Here is a 16,080-nt window from a genome sequence, read left to right as displayed (position 1 = left end):
CTCCGCGTCTCCGCGTGAGCCTCCCTACTCTCCCGCCTTCTCCTCTTTCTTCCCGAAGCGTCCCTTGGACTTCTGGCGGGCGCTTTCGGCTTCGGCGGTGGCGGAGGAGAGTACGATGATGGAGATTCGCCGATTCTGGCCGTCCTCTGGCTCCTTTCCCTCCAGGGGGAGGGTGTCAGCGTAGCCGGTGACCTTGCGGACCTGGCCGGATCGCAGACCTGAGGACTCCAGGATCCGACGGGCCGCACAGGCCCGCTCTCCGCTCAGTTCCCAGTTCGTGAAGGCCTTGGAGGCATACTGGGCGCTATCCGTATGGCCCCCGATGGCGATGTGGTTGGGCAGCTTGCCCAGCTCCGCAGCGATCTCCTTGAGGATGGTCATGGTGTAGGGCTTGACGTTGGCGGAGCCCGAATCGAACAGAACCTGCGCGGCCTTGTCCTGAACCTGGATGCGCAATCCCTCGTCCGTGAAGTCCATGGAGATCTGGTCCTTGAATGCCTGGAGGAGCTTGTCGTTGGAGAAGGCGGCCTCGATGGCCTTGGCGGTCCCTTCCATGGCCTTCTGTTCAGCTTCCGCTGAATCGAAGCCTGCAGGTTTGGCGCCTTCCCCACCTTCCCCATCAGGTCCATCCTTCATTCCCCGGCCCCCCGGGAGGATGCCCTTGCCGTGGGCATCCAGGATGGCCTTGCCTGCGGCGGTCTCGAAGAAATTGGGGTCCTGGAACATGCCAGCAATACCGGCCTTGGTGTTGGCATTGGCAGACCCGAGGAGCCACATCAGAAGGAAGAAGGCCATCATGGCGGTCACGAGATCGGCGTAGGCAATCTTCCAGGCTCCGCCATGGGCGGCGGCGTGCCCTCCCTTCTTCTTGATGAACTTGATTTTGACTTCGGGTTGGGGATCCGCCATCTCGCCCTACCTCGGCTTGATCTGGCGGACGACTTCCTCAAGCTCCTGGGCGCCCGGGCGTTCGGAGGAGGGGATGGCGCGGCGGGCGAACTCCACGGCGGTGACCGGGGCGGCTCCATTTCCAAAGGCCACGAGACCGGCTCTCAAGGCGTTGAAGAAGTGGCTTTCGATGGCGGATACCTGGTCCATGTTCTTGGCCAGGGGGCCCACAATGGCATAGCCCACGAAGATGCCGAGCATGGTGCCCACCAGGGCGGCGCCCACCTTGGCGCCGATCACGTTGGGGGGCTGGTCCAGGAAGCCCATGGTGATGATGATGCCCACCACGCAGGCCACGATGCCGAAGGCTGGCATGGAATCCGCCAGATTATTGACCGCCGCCCCGGGGGCGGCGCTCTCGGTGTGATGGACATCCAGATCCCGGTCCATCACCTGATCGATCTCGTCGATCTTGGCGCTGCCGTTGATCAGCAGCTTCATGGAATCACAGAAGAAGTCCAGAGCGTGGTGATCGTGGAGCATGGCCTCGTATTTCTTGAAGATGCTTGAACTGTGGGGGTCGTTGACGTCCTGCTCCAGGGCCAGGAGGCCTCCCTTCTTGATGTTGACGTAGACCTCGTACTGCATCATGAGGGCTTCCATGTAAACCGCCTTGGGGTATTTGCTGCCCTTCAGGGGCTTCATGATATTGGCGGCTACCGCCTTGATGATGGGCATGGGGTTGGAGGCCAGGAATCCACCCACCGCAGCGCCGACGATCATTGTGCCCTCTGGCAGGAGAGGGTGGAGCAGGGTTGCGATCTTGCCGCCTTCCCAAAGGAAGCCGACCATCACGGCACCCAAGGCCAACACATAGCCAATGATCAAAAACATGCCCGATCCCTCTCATTCCTATTCGGCCAGATGGCCAAAGCCTTGACTACAGGGAATCCTTGCGGCTCAAACGCTTCAGGATGGCCGGCAGGCGGTTGAGGGCCGCCTGGCACTCCAGCCATTGGCGATGGGGTCTGGCCATGTAGCCCGCCACGAAGGAACCCTCTGGCAGGTCCTTGCCCACCATGGTGTTGCCCGCCACGATGCTTCGGGAGCCGATGTGGAGGTGCCCGATGACCCCCGCCTTGCCCGCCATGGTGACGTAGTCACCCAGCGAGGCGCTGCCGCTGATCCCCACCTGGGAGATGATGAGGCAGTGCTTACCAATCTGGACGTTGTGGGCCACCTGGCAGAGGTTGTCGATCTTGGTTCCCTGCTGGACGAGGGTGGCGCCCAGGACACCCCGGTCGATGGTGACGCAGGCTCCCAGTTCCACATCGTCTTCAAGCTCCACATACCCGGCCTGGGGCACCTTCTCGTGGCGGCCATTCACCAGGACATAGCCGTAGCCGTCGGACCCCAGCACCGAATTGGCGTGGATCCGGACCCGGTTGCCCAGGCGTGTGCGCCGGTAGAGCACCACGCCGGAATAGATCTCGCAGTCATCCCCGATCCGGCAGTCATCTCCGATATGGACCCCGGGGTGCAGGGTGCAGTTCTGCCCGAGGGTCGTCCTGGCACCGATGGTCACCCCAGGAGCGATCCGGCATCCATGGCCGAGGGTTGCGCTGGGATGGATGGGAGCTTCGGACCAGGCTGGTTCCGTTTCAGGGTGGAAGATTCCAACGGCCTGGGCGAAACCCCAGTAAGGGTTCTCCATGATCAGCTGGGGATGCTCCCCAAGCTGGGCCTTGGGGTCGGCCAGGATCAGCCCCGCCCGGCTTTCCTGGGCCTTCTGGGCGTACTTGGGATTGGCGAGGAAGCTGACGGCGCCCGCATCGGCCTCCTCCAGAGGCTTGACGCAGGTGAAAACGCGATCCGGGGCACAGTGCCGGAGGGCTCCCCCCAAACGCTGAGCCAGATCCTCGGCCTTGATTTCTATCTGGGACATGGAATCCTCCCCTACGAGACTAGCCTTGCAGCGGTCTGGAGCCAAGGACTGAGGCTCGGGAAGGGCCACGTGATCCGATTATTTCGGGCGGGACACATTAGAATATGGCTTAGCCGCTTGTGAACGCTCCCGGAACCCTCTGCAAGGACGCAAGGCATGGACCACTGCATGGACCATCAGATCCGCATCATCGTCTGCGAGGACTCCCTCGCGACGCGAATCTGTCTGGTGGACGGGCTTGAGGCCCTGGGGCTGGCAACCCGAGGGGTGAGCGACGGCCAGTCACTCGACCGGCTCCTTACGGAGGGCTGGGGCGAGATCCTGATCCTGGATATCAACCTGCCTGGGGAGGATGGTTTCTCCATCGCGGAGCGAGTTCGACGCCACTATCCCGACCTGGGGATTGTCATGCTGACGGCCCGGGACCCCCTGGAGGATCGCATCAGGGGATTGGAAGAAGGGGCCGATCTATACTTCGTCAAGCCCGTCGACCTGCGGGAACTGGCGGCTGCCCTACGCAGCCTCCATCGACGTCTGGTTCCCGGGCGGGATGCCACGTGGAGACTCCATGCTGACTACTCCCGGCTGGATACCCCCTCTGGTCTGGGCATTCCCCTGACGGACGGGGAGCTGCGGGTCCTGGTGCCGCTCGTGGAACGTGCCGGAGAGGTGGTGTCCCGGGATGAGATTCTGGCGGCCCTCGGGCAGGCCCCTGACTACTACGCTACGCGTCGGCTGGAGACCCTGCTGAGCCGCCTGCGGAAGAAGGTGCTGGCAACGAGCAGCGATGAACCCCTTCCCGTGCGGGCTCGCCACGGGGAGGGTTACATCTTTGCTGCGGACGGGGGCCTGGGGGCTACTGTGGCAGGATGACCTCGGTGCGGCGATTCAGGGCCCGGCCCTGGTCCGTGCCGTTGTCCGCCACGGGGTAGTCGCTCCCGAACCCCTGGATCTTGAGCCGATCCCGGTTCACGCCCCTGGCGCCCAGATCCTCCGCTACGGCCTTTGCCCGGTCCACCGAAAGGGCCAGGTTGTGGTCCCGATTCCCGGTGATGTCGGTATGCCCGCACACGAACACCTTGATGTCGGGGAAGCTTTTCTGGAGAAGGGAGGCCTGCCGAGCCAGGAGAGGAAGGAACTCCGGTTTCAGTTCCGCCCGGTCCAGCTCGAAAGTGACGCCTGCGCCATAGTCGAAGACCAGGATCCTCGGGAAGCCAAGGGTTCTGGCCATGGCCGATTGGTCCGCCCCGAAGATGAAGGTGACTTCTGCCGTGTTCATCGACAGGAAGCGGATGCGCTTCTCGACGGCGGGGGCCTTCTCCATGGTGGCATCGAGCTCCAGGAGCTCAGCCGTGCTGGCCACGGTCAGAGACCTGGGCGTGGGGCCCAGAGTCTTGCCCCCCATGGTCAGGAGGGCCTTGTCCGGGGTGGAGGTGATCTGGACCTGGATCGCCTTGGCCGGGTCGAGCCGGGGCCTGGAACAGCCCAGGGAGAGCAGGACGGGCATCGCAATGACCGTAAATGCGAAGGTTGTCTTCATGGCATCTCCGGGAAATCGATCGTGGCAGCGACAGTGGTGGCGATGGGTTTGCCTTCTGCGTCCATGGCTGGCTTGAAACGATACCGCATTCCGAGGGTCCGGGCGGCCTCGGCGCATTCTGGGCGGGCAGGAGAGATGACCCGGCAGGCTTTGACGGTCCCGTCCTCCCTGATATCAAGGGAGATGGTCACCCGGGAGCCAGCGCAGGGGAGGGCAGCCGGGAGACCCACCGGAGAAGCCTCTTCCAGGAGCTGGGGGTAGGTCATGGGTCTCCGGGGAGCGGATGGAATGGCAGCGGGTCTGGAGGGGGCCGGAGCCGGGCTGATTGCCATGGGGCGGGGGGGTGGGGGCTCAGGCTCCTTGGACTGCTTGACCGGGGCAGGAGTGGAGGCCCTTGCGGGGGTCGGGCGCATCCGCCACAGAACCCAGACCATTCCCAGAAGCAGGACTGCGGCCAGGCCCACCCATCGTCCTGATTTCGATCGTGGGGGGGCCGTAGGCAGATCCGCCGTGGGGGCAAAGGCATCGGCGGAGCTGGCTTTGCCCCCGATGGAGATGGAAAGGGGCTGGCTGCCTGGACGGAGGGCGGAAAGGTCCCCAAGGGGGCCGCTCGCATCGATTCCCGCGCCTCCGCAGGCCTCCAGCAGGGCCTCCTTCATGGCGGCGATGCTGGGCCAGCGGGCTTCGCGGTCCCGTTCCAGGGCGCGCATGATGAGGTCTGCCAGGGCTGGGGCCATTTGGGGGGCATGGACTTGGATGGGCGTGGGGGGCTGGTTGAGCCGCTGGACCAAGGTCTGGAGGAACTCGTCACCTGCAAAGGGGAGGCAGCCGGTGAGGGCCTTGTAGAGGGTGATGCCCAGGGCATACTGGTCCGCCCGGGCATCCACTCGCTCCCCCAGGGCCTGTTCTGGGGCCACGTAGGCTGGGGTACCCATCATCCGTCCCGTGTGGGTGTGGAGGGTGCTCTCGGTGGTCTTGGCGATACCGAAGTCTGTCAGGAAGGGGCGGCCTTCGGCACTGAAGAGAATATTGGCGGGTTTGATGTCCCGATGGACCACGCCGCGCTCGTGGCTGTAGGCCAGGGCGTCCATGATGGGGACCGCCATCCTTGCCAGGGCCGTCTGGTCCAGGGTCCGGCCCGACTCTATAAGGTCGGCCAGGGTGGGACCGTCCACCAGCTGCATGGAGTACCAATAGATGCCGCTATCGTGGCCGAAATCGTAGATCTTCACGATGCGGGGATGGTCCAGGGAGGCGGCGACCTTGGCCTCCTGTATGAAACGCTGGGATATGTCGTCCAGGGGGAAGCTCGGCGAGAGGACCTTAAGGGCCTCCATGCGGTTGAGTTGGAGATTCCGAACCTCGTAGACGGTCCCTGATCCCCCTTGCCCCAGCAGTGCGAGGAATTCATAACGTTCCGCCAGGCTATCCACGAGGCGGGGCAGGCGCGTATCTGTAGGCAGAAGGGTAAGCATAGGGTCGGAGGCCATTCTATCGATGTCCCCTCCATGTCAGAAGGTGTGGGTGTATTCTGCACCCGAGCCTAGCCATGATGTCAGGGTGATGCTGATGCCCGAGTTTCTCATCCATCTTCCGGATCTAGCGCCCATCCCCCTGGGGCGGGAGAGGCCCGAGTATCGTATCGGGCGCACGCCGGACCAGGACATCGTGATCGAGAACTCTGCCATCTCGCGCCATCACGCCAGGATCTTCTGGACCGAGGCGGGGGTCTTTCTGGAGGATCTCGGTTCCCGGCATGGCTGTCATGTCAACGGGGGGCGCATTCATTCCGCGGTCTCCATCGGGCTCCAGGATGAGGTGCGCCTTGCCCACATCCCGCTCCGCCTGGAGGTGTGCAGTGAGGCCCCGCCAGTCATGGAAGCCACGGTCTCCCTGGCCCTGCCCGTGGAAAGCATGGGGGGGTGGCGGGGAGCGGTGGGTATATTGCATGAAATAAGCATGCTTCTTGTCAAGGATCTCCCTGCGGAAGCGCTGCTGCACGAGCTGCTGGATCGGCTCTTTGGCCACCTGGGGGCCACCAGAGGTGCTGTGCTCCTGAAGGAAAGCGGCAGTGGACTCAGAATCCTCGGGACCCGTGGTGAAAATAGTAATATAAATATTTCATCTAAAACCATCCAGGCTGTCTTGGAGCGCCGCGAGGCTCAGCTCCTTCAGGACTCGACGACCGGCGGGGGACTTACCCTCACGGTCATGACGGTTCCGCTGGAATACGAAGGGGAGGTCCTGGGACTCGTCTACTTTGACGCCGAGACGGGTGGCAAGAGCTTTGCGGAAGAGGACCTCCGCTTCGTGGCGGCCCTGTGCAATCTGGCCACCGCCAAGATCGTGCACCAGCGGGTGGCGGAAGAGCTCCAGCGCAGGAGGGAGCAGGAACGGGAACTGGAGGTGGCCGAGGCCTCCGCGAAGGCCAAGAGCGACTTCCTGGCCCGGATGAGCCACGAGATCCGGACACCCATGAACGCCATCCTTGGATTCGCCCAGCTTGCTGCACAGCAAGAACTTCCCGCTCCCGGATCGGAGTACGTGCGCAAGATCGAATCCTCGGGCCGCCTGCTGATGGGTCTCCTCAACGACGTCCTGGACCTCTCCAAACTGGAGGCGGATCGGCTGGAGCTGGAGGCCATTCCCATGGACCTCTCAGGGATACTTGGAACCATAGAGGACCTTTTCCTGGCCCAGGCCCAGGCGAAGGGGCTGGCCCTTCGCCTGGAGAAGGCACCGGGGCTGCCGAATGCCCTCCTGGGGGATCCCCTTCGCCTGACCCAAGTGCTTGTCAATCTGATTGGCAACGCATTGAAATTCACAGAGGAAGGGGCTGTCTGCCTGAAGGTCGGTGCCCAGAGGCTCGGAGATGGCCGCTGGAAAGCCTTCTTCTCGGTTTCGGATACGGGTATTGGCATGTCCGAATCCTTCACCCACCAAATCTTTGACCCTTTCGTCCAGGCAGAGGCCGCAACCACCCGGCGCTACGGCGGGACCGGGCTGGGGCTCTCCATCTGCAAGCGGCTCGTGGATCTCATGGGCGGATCCATCCAGGTGGAAAGCCGTCCGGGGGTGGGCACCCGCTTCTCTTTCAGCCTTGTCTTGGCTGAGGGCGCGGAACGGATCCCGGTCCCTGTTTCTTCCCGCGAGGAGTGCCCCTCCCTGGAAGGGCTCCGGATCCTGGTGGTGGAAGACTATCCGATCAACCAGGAGCTCCTGGCCGCCATCCTCTCGAACATGGGGGCCGCGGTGGACATTGCTTCCAGTGGTCAGGAAGCCCTCCAGATGGTCCTTCCGCAGCGCTATGCCGCGGTGCTCATGGATGTGGAAATGCCGGACATGGATGGGCTGGAGGTCACGGGGCGTCTCCGGAAGGACCCGGCCCTGGCCACGCTGCCCATCATCGCCATGACCGCCCATGCTGACCTTGAGTGTCGCTGGCGATGCCTGGCCGCGGGCATGAACGAATACCTGACCAAGCCCGTCGATGCCCAGCACCTCCACCGGACCCTGACCCGCTGGATCAATCTCAAGGCCTCCTCCTCACGGCCTTTCCTTCATCCGGCCATCTTCGATCCCCTGGCTCCCCTTATGGATGCCCCCGCCGCCCTGGATCGCCTGGGAGGCAACGCTGGCTTGCTGTTGAAGATGCTCAGGGGCTTCCTCGGAGAAATAGAGGGGCTGGAGGCCATTCCTGGGGCCATGGCGGCGGGGAATCAGGCCGAAGCCATGCGGCATGCCCACAACTTCAAGGGCGGGGCCATGATGCTCTCCCTTGCGGAGGCCGCCGAAGCCGCCCACGCCCTCGAATCCTGTCTCCTGTCCCAAGAATGCGAGGGGTGGGAGGGGCTATACCGACAGCTGGTCGAGGCACTGCACGCCTTCCGGGAAGTGGCGGCCCCGCTTCTGTGGGAACCGGACAGATGATGTGACAAAGGAAAAGCCCTCGGTCGAGGGCTTTTCCTTTGGGGGACCCTCCTCGCTCAGTGGCCGCCCAGGGCCAGCTTGCGCTCGGCCTTCTCAGCGCTCCTGAACTCCTGGGGAGGGGTCAGGAAGAGGGAGACCAGGAAGCCACAGATGGCGACGATGGCGACCGCGACGATCGAGGCGTAGTACATCCCGGTCTTGTGCAAGAGGGTTGAGCCGACGATGACGCCAGCAGTGCCTCCGAAGATGCCCAGACCCATCCAGATGCCGGTCATCTTGCCGACGATGTGGGCGGGGAAGTTCATGGAGATGAAGGCCAGGCAGTTGGGGATGATCCAGCCTTCGAAGAAGCCGACCAGGAAGAGCACCAGGGGGAGGACCTTCAGGTTGCCGGCGATGGCTGGGGACTTGACCAGGTAGGCGAAGACGGCGAAGAGCACGAAGGCGGTGCCCACGGCGGCTTTGGTGTTCTCCCGGAAGAGCTTTTCCAGGATGATGCCGCTGAGCAGGGAACCGATCATCAGGGAGAGCTGGACCAGGCCCATGAACTTGCCCGCCAGGAGCACACCGTGGCCAGCCCCCAGGGGAGCCTGGGCGGAGAGGTAGACCGGGGTCAGGTCATTGAATGCCTGCATGATCCAGCTGGTGAAGAAGACGCAGAGGATGCCGATGTAGAAGACCGGCAGCTTGGCGGCCAGCTTGAAATCGCCATCCGCGTTGGTGGGCTCGCCGGTCTGTTCGGAAACGAAGACCGGGGGTTTGGGGCCCATGGCCACGGCCACCAGCAGCACCAGGGCCAGGATGGGGAAGATGGACATCCAGGAGGCGGCAGCCAGGAAGGATCCTGTCTTCACGAAGGCCATGGGCACGAAGGCGAAGCCCAGGGCCACGCCCAGAGAGACGCCGATGCCTTGGACACCCGCAACGGTACCCCGCTGATGGTGGGGGAACCATTCGACGGACACGGCACCCACGGCGGCCATGATGGGACCGGCACCGAGGCCCTCCAGGATGCGGGCCAGGATTAGCGGGCCAAAGCCCTTGCCAAGCATGGGCACGGCGAGGGTGGCCAGGGCCAGGAGGGTCACACTCACTAGGAGCGTCCGGACCCAGCCGAACTTGTCGCAGCAGATGCCGCCGACGATGGCGCCGATGGTGACGAAGATGGTGAAGGCCACCATAAGGGCCCCGGTGGCTGCCCCCAGATCGACGCCGTAGTGTTTGGCCACATGCTCCAGGAGGGGGGCGGGCCAGATGAGCACAACCCCCTGGGCGATGGTCGCGAAAAGCAACACGAATAGAATGAACCAACGATAGCTGGGGTAGGTCTGATCTGACATGCGGATCGCTCCTTAGGGGGTGGGTGGGCGCAACGAGGGACTGTGCTTTCCGTGATGCGGAAAGCTGCTTACTGGTGGCATATGGGAACTGGATGAGCATAGTGGGATGAGGCGTGTGCGCGTTAATCGGAATACGGGATGTCTGGTATGCGGCTTATCGATGGTCGATTTTTTCTCGGCTTCGTCCGCACAAGAAAAAGCCCCCCGGTTTCCGGGGGGCTAGGAGGAAGTGCTTGGGGGTGGTTCCTATCAGTGGCCGCCCAGGGCCAGGGTCCGTTCCTTCTTCTCAGCACCCTTGAACACCGCAGGGGGGTTCAGGAAGAGGGAGCAGAGGAAGCCGACGAGGCCCACGATCCCCACGGCGACAATGGAGGCCTGGTAGAGGCCGGTCTTGTGGAGCAGGCTGGCGCCGGCGATGACGCCCGCGGTGCCGCCGAAGATGCCCACACCCATCCAGATGCCGGTCATCTTGCCCACGATGTGGCTGGGGAAGTGCATGGCGATGAAGGCCAGGCTGGTGGGAACGATCCAGCCCTGGAAGAAGCCCGCCAGGAAGAGGCAGATGGGAAGGATCTTGAGGTTCCCGTTGACGAAGGGGAAGCGGACCGAAAGGGCGAAGATGGCTGCGCCCAGGAAACCGATGGCGATCACGGTCTTGTTGCTCTCCCGGAAGACCTTCTCCAGCAGGAAGCCGCTGGCGACGGAGCCGACCATGAAGGAGACCTGCACCAGGGCCATGAACTTGCCGGCCACTTCCACCCCGTGTCCGGCGCCGAGGGGGGCCTGGGCGGCGAGGTAGACGGGTGTCAGGTCATTGAAGGCCTGCATGACCCAGCTCAGGAAGAAGATGCAGAGGATGCCGACATAGAAGACGGGGAGCTTGGCGGCGATCTTGAAATCCTGGTCCGTGTTGACGGGGTCGCCCTCCCCGGAGATTTCCGCGTCGGAAAAGACGGGAGGCTTCTTGCCCAGGGCGACGACCACCAGGAAGAGCACACCGACGATGGGGAAGATGGACATCCAGGAAGCGGCTGCCAGGAAGGAGCCGGTCTTCACGAAGGCCATGGGGACGAAGGCGAAGCCCAGGGCGATGCCCAGGGAGACACCCATGCCCTGGATCCCCGTGACGATGGCCCGCTCCTTGTGGGGGAACCACTGGACGCTCACGGCGCCCACGGAAGCCATGATAGGACCGGCACCGGCGCCCTCGATGATGCGGGCCAGCACCAGGGTGCCGAAGCCGTTGCCGAAGAGGGGCACCAGGATGGTGGATACCGCCAAGAGCGTGACGCTGACGATCAGGGTGGGGACCCAGCCGAACTTGTCACAGCAGATGCCGCCGACGATGGCCCCCACGGTGACGAAGATGGTGAAGGCCACCATGAGGGCACCGGTGGCGGCGCCCAGGTCCACGCTGTAGTGCTTGGCGATCTGCTCAAGCAGGGGGGCGGGCCAGATGAGGACGACACCCTGGGCCACGGTGGCAAAGAGCAGTACGAAAAGGACAAACCAGCGGTAGCCCGGGTATACGCGTTCTGTCATAAAGACTTCTCCTTTAGGGATCCATTGATTATTTCGATGGTTAAATCGGATTTGTCGTTAGATAGCGTAAAGGGGTTGAAGGGGCCTCTTCAATATGGAAAGCGATGCTGAAAGATGAATGTGACTGATGTCATAATCGAATGATTTGATTGCTGCATGATTCAATCATATTATGGGTGCAAATGCTGAACAGGCCTGCTAGGCTCAAGCCATGCGTTTTCTGGGCAGCCACGTCATCCACTTCCTGGTTATGGGTCTCGGCATCGGGCTGGTGCTCGGTATGCTCACACCGACGGCCCGGCCCGAGCGCACCCGGGTGAGCGTCATCAAGCATGTGGCCGGCTTGGTGGGGATCGGACTTGTCCTCGCCTGGCTGATGTACCTCTTCCCCCGTAATCCGATCCGGTTCTGACCGTGCTTCAGGAAGGGGTGGCCCTGATCCGGGAGCTCTGGTCCCGGGTTCTCGTGGAACTCCGCAGGACTTGGCGCCGGACTGAATCCACCTTGCCCGCCTTGGCGAGGGGACTTCGTTTCGTGTGGGAAGTCCTGCGGAAATACCACCACGATGACTGTCTCACCTATGCGGCGGGCATCAGCTTCTTCCTGACCATTTCGGCCCTTCCCCTGGCCACCCTATTCTTCAAGCTCATGGCGCTGGTGCTGGGGAACCAGGCCTACAGCCAGACCATGCAGCGGGCCATCGGCCAGATCTATCCCTACCTTCCCGGGAATGTCCTGGGGGACGCGGTGAGGCAGAGTCGGCAGATGGAGAGCTGGGGCCTGGGTTGGCTGGTCCTCATCATCGGCGCCCACTGGGGGATCAATCAGCTGGACCGTTCCCTCTGTCATATCTTCGGCCTGCGCTTCAAGGTCCACCGCCAGACACGGCAATACCACGTCCTGCGTCGACTGGCCATCGTAGTCGGGGGACTGCTCTTCCTGACGATGCTCCTGACCGCTGGTTTCGAGTGGACCTTGCGTCGTCAGGCGCCATTCTCCCCGGTGCCCATGTTCACGATCCTGCCTCCGCTCCTGGTGTTGATCGTGGGGACCCAGGTGCTACAGCACCTGCCACGTCGCCATGTCCGTTTCCGTCACGCCCTGCTGGGAGGCCTGGTGACCATGGTGTTCTGGTGGGCGGCCAAGTGGGGTTTCGGGTGGTATCTGGCCCACACGCCCACCTGGGGCATTCTCTACGGAACCCTGGGGAGCCTGATGGCTGGCCTGGTGTTCCTCTACTACAGCTGCTGCATCTTTCTGCTGGGTGCCGAGGTGACCGCCGCCTTCTACCGCCACGACACCACCATGAATGTCAGGGTGCCGGACGAATTGAGGCAGCAACGGCTCTAGACCACTAGTCTTCCCGCCCCCGCTGGCTTTCAGGAATCTCGAAGCCCTGGGCCCTGTATTCGTTGATCTTGTTGCGTACCGTCCTGAGGGCGATGTCGAGCTGCTGGGCGCAATGGGTCCGGTTGCCGTCCAGGGCCGCCAGGGTGCTGAGCAGCCAGAATCGCTCCAGCTCCGGCAGGGAGAGCCCCAGGGGGAGGGCCACCATGGCCCCGAGGGGGGCGTTCTTCAGGGGGATCGAGGGATCTGCGGTCTGGACGCCGGAGGGGTGGGAGGACTCCCTGGAACTCTGGGGTGCCGCCAGCTGCTCTTGTGCCGCAGGCAGGGGTTCCGGCGGATCCTCGGGGAGGTTCTCCAGTTGCTCTGGAGCCAGAAGCCAGCGGAGGTCCTTCTCCGTCAGCATCTGTCCATGGTTCAGCACGACCGAACGCTGGATCGCGTTTTCCAATTCCCGGATATTGCCGGGCCAGGGATGGCGGGCCAGGGCCACCAGGAAACTGGGGGAGAGCTGGGGGGTCGGACGGTCGTTTTCCCTCGAATAGCGTTCCGCGAAGTGGGCCGCCAGGAGGGTCAGGTCGCTGCTGCGCTCCCGCAGGGGGGGGAGCCGAAGGGGGATCACATTGAGGCGGTAATAGAGATCTTCGCGGAAGCGTCCCTCCTTGACCTCGGTGGCCAAGTCCCGGTTGGTGAGGGCGATGACCCGCACATCCACCGGGATGGGGCGGGTGCCTCCGAGGCGATCCACGGTGCGTTCCTGGAGGGCGCGGAGCAGCTTTCCCTGGACCGGCAGCGGCAGCTCTCCGATTTCGTCCAGCACCAGGGTACCGCCTTCCGCCGCTTCAAAACGGCCCGGCTTGGCCGTGTTGGCACCGGTGAAGGCCCCCTTCTCGAATCCGAAGAGTTCCGACTCCAGAAGGGTCTCGGGGATGGCGGCGCAGTTGATGGCGACGAAGGGACCCTTGCGACGCGGACTGGCGGTGTGGATGAGCTTGGCCAGCAGTTCCTTGCCAGTGCCGCTTTCGGCCTGTATCAGGATGGTGGCACGGCTGTCGGCGGCCCGGCGGGCCAGGATGAGGGTTTCCGCCAGGACTGGATCCTGGGTGAGGATCACTGGGGCGTCCGCGGGCTCTTCGGCCCTGAGGCGCTCCTCGCTGCGGATGGCCTTCTTGACGGCCTGCACCAGTTCGTCCGGGCTGAATGGCTTGGAGAGGTAGTCGAAGGCCCCCAGGCGCATGGCTTCCCGGGCGGTGTCCAGGCTTCCGAAGGCGGTGACCAGGAGGACCGGCAGGCCCGGATCCAGGGCCTTGAGGCGGGCTGTCAGCTGGAGACCATCCATCCCGGTCATTCTCAGGTCGGTGATGACGGCATCGAAGGCACCCGGGCGAGTCATGCGGAGGGCGTCCTCGCCGGACCTTGCCTGCTCGCAGACGAACCCTGCCCGCTTGAGGCTGAGGGCCATGCCATCCCTCATTCCGGGGTCATCATCCACTACGAGCACTCTGAGAGGGTTAGCCATTGTTGCTTCCAGGAGGGGCCTTGGAGCCTATATCGGTGACCCTTCAGGTTACTGGAGTTTTGGTCTTCAGACCGTCACTCTCTCTTTTTCAGGCGCTTGAGGGGCGGGGCGACGGGCAGCGATCCGCGAACAGGATCGCCGTGGCGGTCGATCAGGAGGTAGAGCTGGCGGCGGCTTACCCCCAGCCGCCTTGCGGATTCGGCACGGTTTCCATAGCTCCGCCGAAGGGCCCGGTGCAGCAGCATGCGTTCCAGGGCATGGAGATTGGTGGCCATGCAATCCGTTTCCATGGGCAGCTGGAGGGGGGGATCCCCTTCTGGTGCTTGCCCAAGGAGCTTCCAGCGGAGCACCCGGTTGTGCAGTTCCAGCAGATTGCCCGGGCAGGGGAGGCGGCCTAGTGCCGGGGGCAGGGGGAGCGCCACCTCCAGTTCCCTCGCAAGAGCCTCCAGGCAGGAGGGAAGGGCGTCCGGCGCCTCGTCCACCGTCCAGAGCCGAAGTGGCAGGCAACGATGGATGGCGGGGGGGGGAGCCGGGTCCTCCGGTCCGCGATGGGCCCCCAGGACGCCTCCTGGATGGGCCTTGAGCCATGTCTCCAGCATGGCTGGGGACGCCTGGTCGGCGTCATCCATGAAGGGTGTCCCCCGGCGAAGGGCAAGCTCGCGGATCGCGTGACTGACTCCGGCGCCGGCGATCCCATAGACCCAGATGGGCTCGGGTCGGGCCAGCAGCACTTCCAGATTACGGCCCCAGGATGCAAAACCTGGAAGGGCTTCCAGCGGGATCAAGGGGGCTCCTGCAGGTCGAGAATCAGTCCACGGGGTGGCGCATCAGCCGCCATCTCACCCTCAGATCATAGAAGATGGGGCGGATGGCCAGGAAGGCCAGGAATGCAGCCAGGATGAGAGTGGTCTTGAAGCCGATGTGCTTGAAGCCGATGGCACCGAGCAGTCCGCCCCCGAAGAAGCTGACCAGGATCAGGGAGTGCAGTTTGAGCTTGTCCCAGTTGGCCTTGACCCGCTCCACACGGCGATTCTTGGTCACATCGATATAGAGGGCCCGCCCGAGCTCGATGCCGAGGTCGGTGACGATGCCGGTCATGTGGGTGGTGCGGACTTCGGCGCTGGAGATGGTGGTCACCACGGAGTTGTGCATGCCCATGATGAAGGACAGGAGGACTACCGTGCTGGGCAGGAAGAAGCGCTGAGTGGCCTGCAGCTTGTACCCCATGAGTCCGAAGATCATCAGCAGGACGGCCTCGATCATGAGGCTGAGGGCGTAATGGCTCTGGTAGCGATGGCGCTTCCCGTAGCTGATGAGAAGGGAGGCGCATATGGCTCCCGCACAGAAGCAGGCCACGGTGGCCGCCGCCCCCATGGCCAGGGCTTTATGGCCGAGGGCCAGCTCGTCTCCGATCCTGGAGAGGGTTCCCGAGACGTGGGAGGTGTAGGTCTGCACCGCGAGGAATCCGCCGGCATTGACTGCGCCCGCCACGAAGGCCAGGGAGGTGGCCAATTGACGATTCAGGAACTTGGCACGGGCGGCCCCCGCGCCCCCCATCAGCAGATCTGCGTCCAGGGGGATTAGATCCATGAGCCTGCCCAGGAAACGCTGCGTTCCCTTCTGGAGATGCTCGATATCAAGATTCCCCTGGAGTATCTGGGTCAAGCGGCGCTGGACGATCCGGAGGAAAGTGACTGTTCTGCTGCTCATGGTTACGCTGATTTCCTTATGTCCGATCTTAGCAAGGCCGATCAGTGTTTCGATAGCTCGATTATCACAAGTGAGTGCAACATTTGGTGGCCAATAGACCGGGGTTGTTGCCGTGAGCGAAACATTCGATTTACCTCATTTGAAAATACCAGTTATCACTATTAGCTGGTTCCCCACTCAGAACCCCGGCCCCCTGTGCCGCACACAATTCCATACTGGCCAAACCCTCAGCTGTCTGTTTCTGGGTCATCTGGAATAGGCAGAACGCGGTGTGATCTGTCCTTTATTACTTTTTGTTTATCAATACTGCGGGTTGGATTGC

14 protein-coding genes are annotated in these 16,080 nt (G+C 63.2%); 4 read left to right on the top strand and 10 right to left on the bottom strand.

From position 1 onward, the window contains the following. Positions 1–24: 24 nt before the first annotated feature. The 3 genes from HOLFODRAFT_RS19880 to lpxD are packed head-to-tail and all read right to left on the bottom strand — an operon-like array spanning position 25 to position 2,833. On the bottom strand, positions 25–909 hold the full coding sequence (locus tag HOLFODRAFT_RS19880; RefSeq protein WP_005035667.1) for a flagellar motor protein MotB: 885 nt from the start codon (positions 907–909) through the stop codon (positions 25–27). A 6-nt stretch (positions 910–915) separates the two neighbouring features. After that, positions 916–1,782 (bottom strand): flagellar motor stator protein MotA, encoded by an 867-nt coding sequence (gene motA, locus HOLFODRAFT_RS0207075; RefSeq protein WP_005035671.1) that lies wholly within the window; start codon positions 1,780–1,782, stop codon positions 916–918. Positions 1,783–1,828: 46 nt separating this feature from the next. Continuing rightward, positions 1,829–2,833 carry a UDP-3-O-(3-hydroxymyristoyl)glucosamine N-acyltransferase gene (gene lpxD, locus HOLFODRAFT_RS0207070; RefSeq protein ID WP_005035672.1) on the bottom strand — a complete coding sequence of 335 codons (1,005 nt, stop codon included), beginning with the start codon at positions 2,831–2,833 and terminating at the stop codon, positions 1,829–1,831. Between the two features lie 168 nt (positions 2,834–3,001). Here lpxD and HOLFODRAFT_RS0207065 point away from each other — a divergent pair, with 168 nt between their 5' ends. Continuing rightward, a complete protein-coding gene (locus HOLFODRAFT_RS0207065; protein WP_084053751.1) occupies positions 3,002–3,706 on the top strand; it encodes a response regulator transcription factor in 705 nt (234 codons plus the stop codon). On the opposite strand, the gene HOLFODRAFT_RS22780 is transcribed toward HOLFODRAFT_RS0207065, so the two are convergent. Then, positions 3,690–4,373 (bottom strand): OmpA family protein, encoded by a 684-nt coding sequence (locus tag HOLFODRAFT_RS22780; RefSeq protein WP_005035675.1) that lies wholly within the window; start codon positions 4,371–4,373, stop codon positions 3,690–3,692. The two genes, HOLFODRAFT_RS0207065 and HOLFODRAFT_RS22780, sit on opposite strands and share 17 nt — an antisense overlap. Further along, positions 4,370–5,863 carry a protein kinase domain-containing protein gene (locus HOLFODRAFT_RS22775; protein ID WP_005035677.1) on the bottom strand — a complete coding sequence of 498 codons (1,494 nt, stop codon included), beginning with the start codon at positions 5,861–5,863 and terminating at the stop codon, positions 4,370–4,372. The genes HOLFODRAFT_RS22780 and HOLFODRAFT_RS22775 overlap by 4 nt, the downstream gene beginning before the upstream one ends. Positions 5,864–5,942: 79 nt before the next feature. On the opposite strand from HOLFODRAFT_RS22775, the gene HOLFODRAFT_RS22770 reads away from it, so the two are divergent. Beyond that, positions 5,943–8,303 (top strand): hybrid sensor histidine kinase/response regulator, encoded by a 2,361-nt coding sequence (locus tag HOLFODRAFT_RS22770; protein ID WP_005035679.1) that lies wholly within the window; start codon positions 5,943–5,945, stop codon positions 8,301–8,303. Between the two features lie 56 nt (positions 8,304–8,359). Here the strand turns inward: HOLFODRAFT_RS22770 and HOLFODRAFT_RS0207045 are convergent, their stop codons facing one another. Both HOLFODRAFT_RS0207045 and HOLFODRAFT_RS0207040 read right to left on the bottom strand, forming a co-directional pair. Next, positions 8,360–9,643: an MFS transporter gene (locus HOLFODRAFT_RS0207045; protein WP_005035681.1), complete on the bottom strand. Its 1,284-nt coding sequence runs from the start codon at positions 9,641–9,643 to the stop codon at positions 8,360–8,362. A 249-nt stretch (positions 9,644–9,892) separates the two neighbouring features. Beyond that, a complete protein-coding gene (locus HOLFODRAFT_RS0207040; RefSeq protein WP_005035683.1) occupies positions 9,893–11,185 on the bottom strand; it encodes an MFS transporter in 1,293 nt (430 codons plus the stop codon). A 211-nt stretch (positions 11,186–11,396) separates the two neighbouring features. On the opposite strand from HOLFODRAFT_RS0207040, the gene HOLFODRAFT_RS0207035 reads away from it, so the two are divergent. Then, positions 11,397–11,597 (top strand): hypothetical protein, encoded by a 201-nt coding sequence (locus HOLFODRAFT_RS0207035; protein ID WP_005035685.1) that lies wholly within the window; start codon positions 11,397–11,399, stop codon positions 11,595–11,597. Positions 11,598–11,599: 2 nt separating this feature from the next. Next, positions 11,600–12,535 (top strand): YihY/virulence factor BrkB family protein, encoded by a 936-nt coding sequence (locus HOLFODRAFT_RS0207030; protein WP_158412928.1) that lies wholly within the window; start codon positions 11,600–11,602, stop codon positions 12,533–12,535. Positions 12,536–12,539: 4 nt separating this feature from the next. Here the strand turns inward: HOLFODRAFT_RS0207030 and HOLFODRAFT_RS19860 are convergent, their stop codons facing one another. The 3 genes from HOLFODRAFT_RS19860 to HOLFODRAFT_RS0207015 form a co-directional block, all read right to left on the bottom strand. Continuing rightward, a complete protein-coding gene (locus HOLFODRAFT_RS19860; protein WP_043485788.1) occupies positions 12,540–14,048 on the bottom strand; it encodes a sigma-54-dependent transcriptional regulator in 1,509 nt (502 codons plus the stop codon). A 74-nt stretch (positions 14,049–14,122) separates the two neighbouring features. Further along, the gene (locus HOLFODRAFT_RS0207020) at positions 14,123–14,833 is read right to left on the bottom strand and encodes a helix-turn-helix domain-containing protein (RefSeq protein ID WP_005035696.1); all 711 of its coding nucleotides are present in this window, start codon (positions 14,831–14,833) and stop codon (positions 14,123–14,125) included. A 22-nt stretch (positions 14,834–14,855) separates the two neighbouring features. Beyond that, complete coding sequence (locus tag HOLFODRAFT_RS0207015) at positions 14,856–15,758, bottom strand: YoaK family protein (protein ID WP_005035698.1); 903 nt, start codon at positions 15,756–15,758, stop codon at positions 14,856–14,858. Positions 15,759–16,080 lie beyond the last annotated feature (322 nt).

Origin of the sequence: Holophaga foetida DSM 6591, from assembly GCF_000242615.2 — a bacterium.
In the GTDB taxonomy this organism is placed as follows: Bacteria; Acidobacteriota; Holophagae; order Holophagales; family Holophagaceae; genus Holophaga; species Holophaga foetida.
The sequence above is the reverse complement of the archived record's forward strand: the minus strand, read 5'-3'. Positions and strand labels throughout refer to the sequence as shown.

What these genes read in the sequence shown, in the direction of transcription:
- HOLFODRAFT_RS0207040 (WP_005035683.1), bottom strand. Translation starts at nt 11,185, where the DNA reads ATGACAGAACGCGTATACCCGGGCTACCGCTGGTTTGTCCTTTTCGTA.
- motA (WP_005035671.1), bottom strand. Translation starts at nt 1,782, where the DNA reads ATGTTTTTGATCATTGGCTATGTGTTGGCCTTGGGTGCCGTGATGGTC.
- HOLFODRAFT_RS0207035 (WP_005035685.1), top strand. Translation starts at nt 11,397, where the DNA reads ATGCGTTTTCTGGGCAGCCACGTCATCCACTTCCTGGTTATGGGTCTC.
- HOLFODRAFT_RS22770 (WP_005035679.1), top strand. Translation starts at nt 5,943, where the DNA reads ATGCCCGAGTTTCTCATCCATCTTCCGGATCTAGCGCCCATCCCCCTG.
- HOLFODRAFT_RS0207065 (WP_084053751.1), top strand. Translation starts at nt 3,002, where the DNA reads ATGGACCATCAGATCCGCATCATCGTCTGCGAGGACTCCCTCGCGACG.
- HOLFODRAFT_RS19880 (WP_005035667.1), bottom strand. Translation starts at nt 909, where the DNA reads ATGGCGGATCCCCAACCCGAAGTCAAAATCAAGTTCATCAAGAAGAAG.
- HOLFODRAFT_RS19860 (WP_043485788.1), bottom strand. Translation starts at nt 14,048, where the DNA reads ATGGCTAACCCTCTCAGAGTGCTCGTAGTGGATGATGACCCCGGAATG.
- HOLFODRAFT_RS0207045 (WP_005035681.1), bottom strand. Translation starts at nt 9,643, where the DNA reads ATGTCAGATCAGACCTACCCCAGCTATCGTTGGTTCATTCTATTCGTG.
- lpxD (WP_005035672.1), bottom strand. Translation starts at nt 2,833, where the DNA reads ATGTCCCAGATAGAAATCAAGGCCGAGGATCTGGCTCAGCGTTTGGGG.
- HOLFODRAFT_RS0207015 (WP_005035698.1), bottom strand. Translation starts at nt 15,758, where the DNA reads ATGAGCAGCAGAACAGTCACTTTCCTCCGGATCGTCCAGCGCCGCTTG.
- HOLFODRAFT_RS22775 (WP_005035677.1), bottom strand. Translation starts at nt 5,863, where the DNA reads ATGGCCTCCGACCCTATGCTTACCCTTCTGCCTACAGATACGCGCCTG.
- HOLFODRAFT_RS22780 (WP_005035675.1), bottom strand. Translation starts at nt 4,373, where the DNA reads ATGAAGACAACCTTCGCATTTACGGTCATTGCGATGCCCGTCCTGCTC.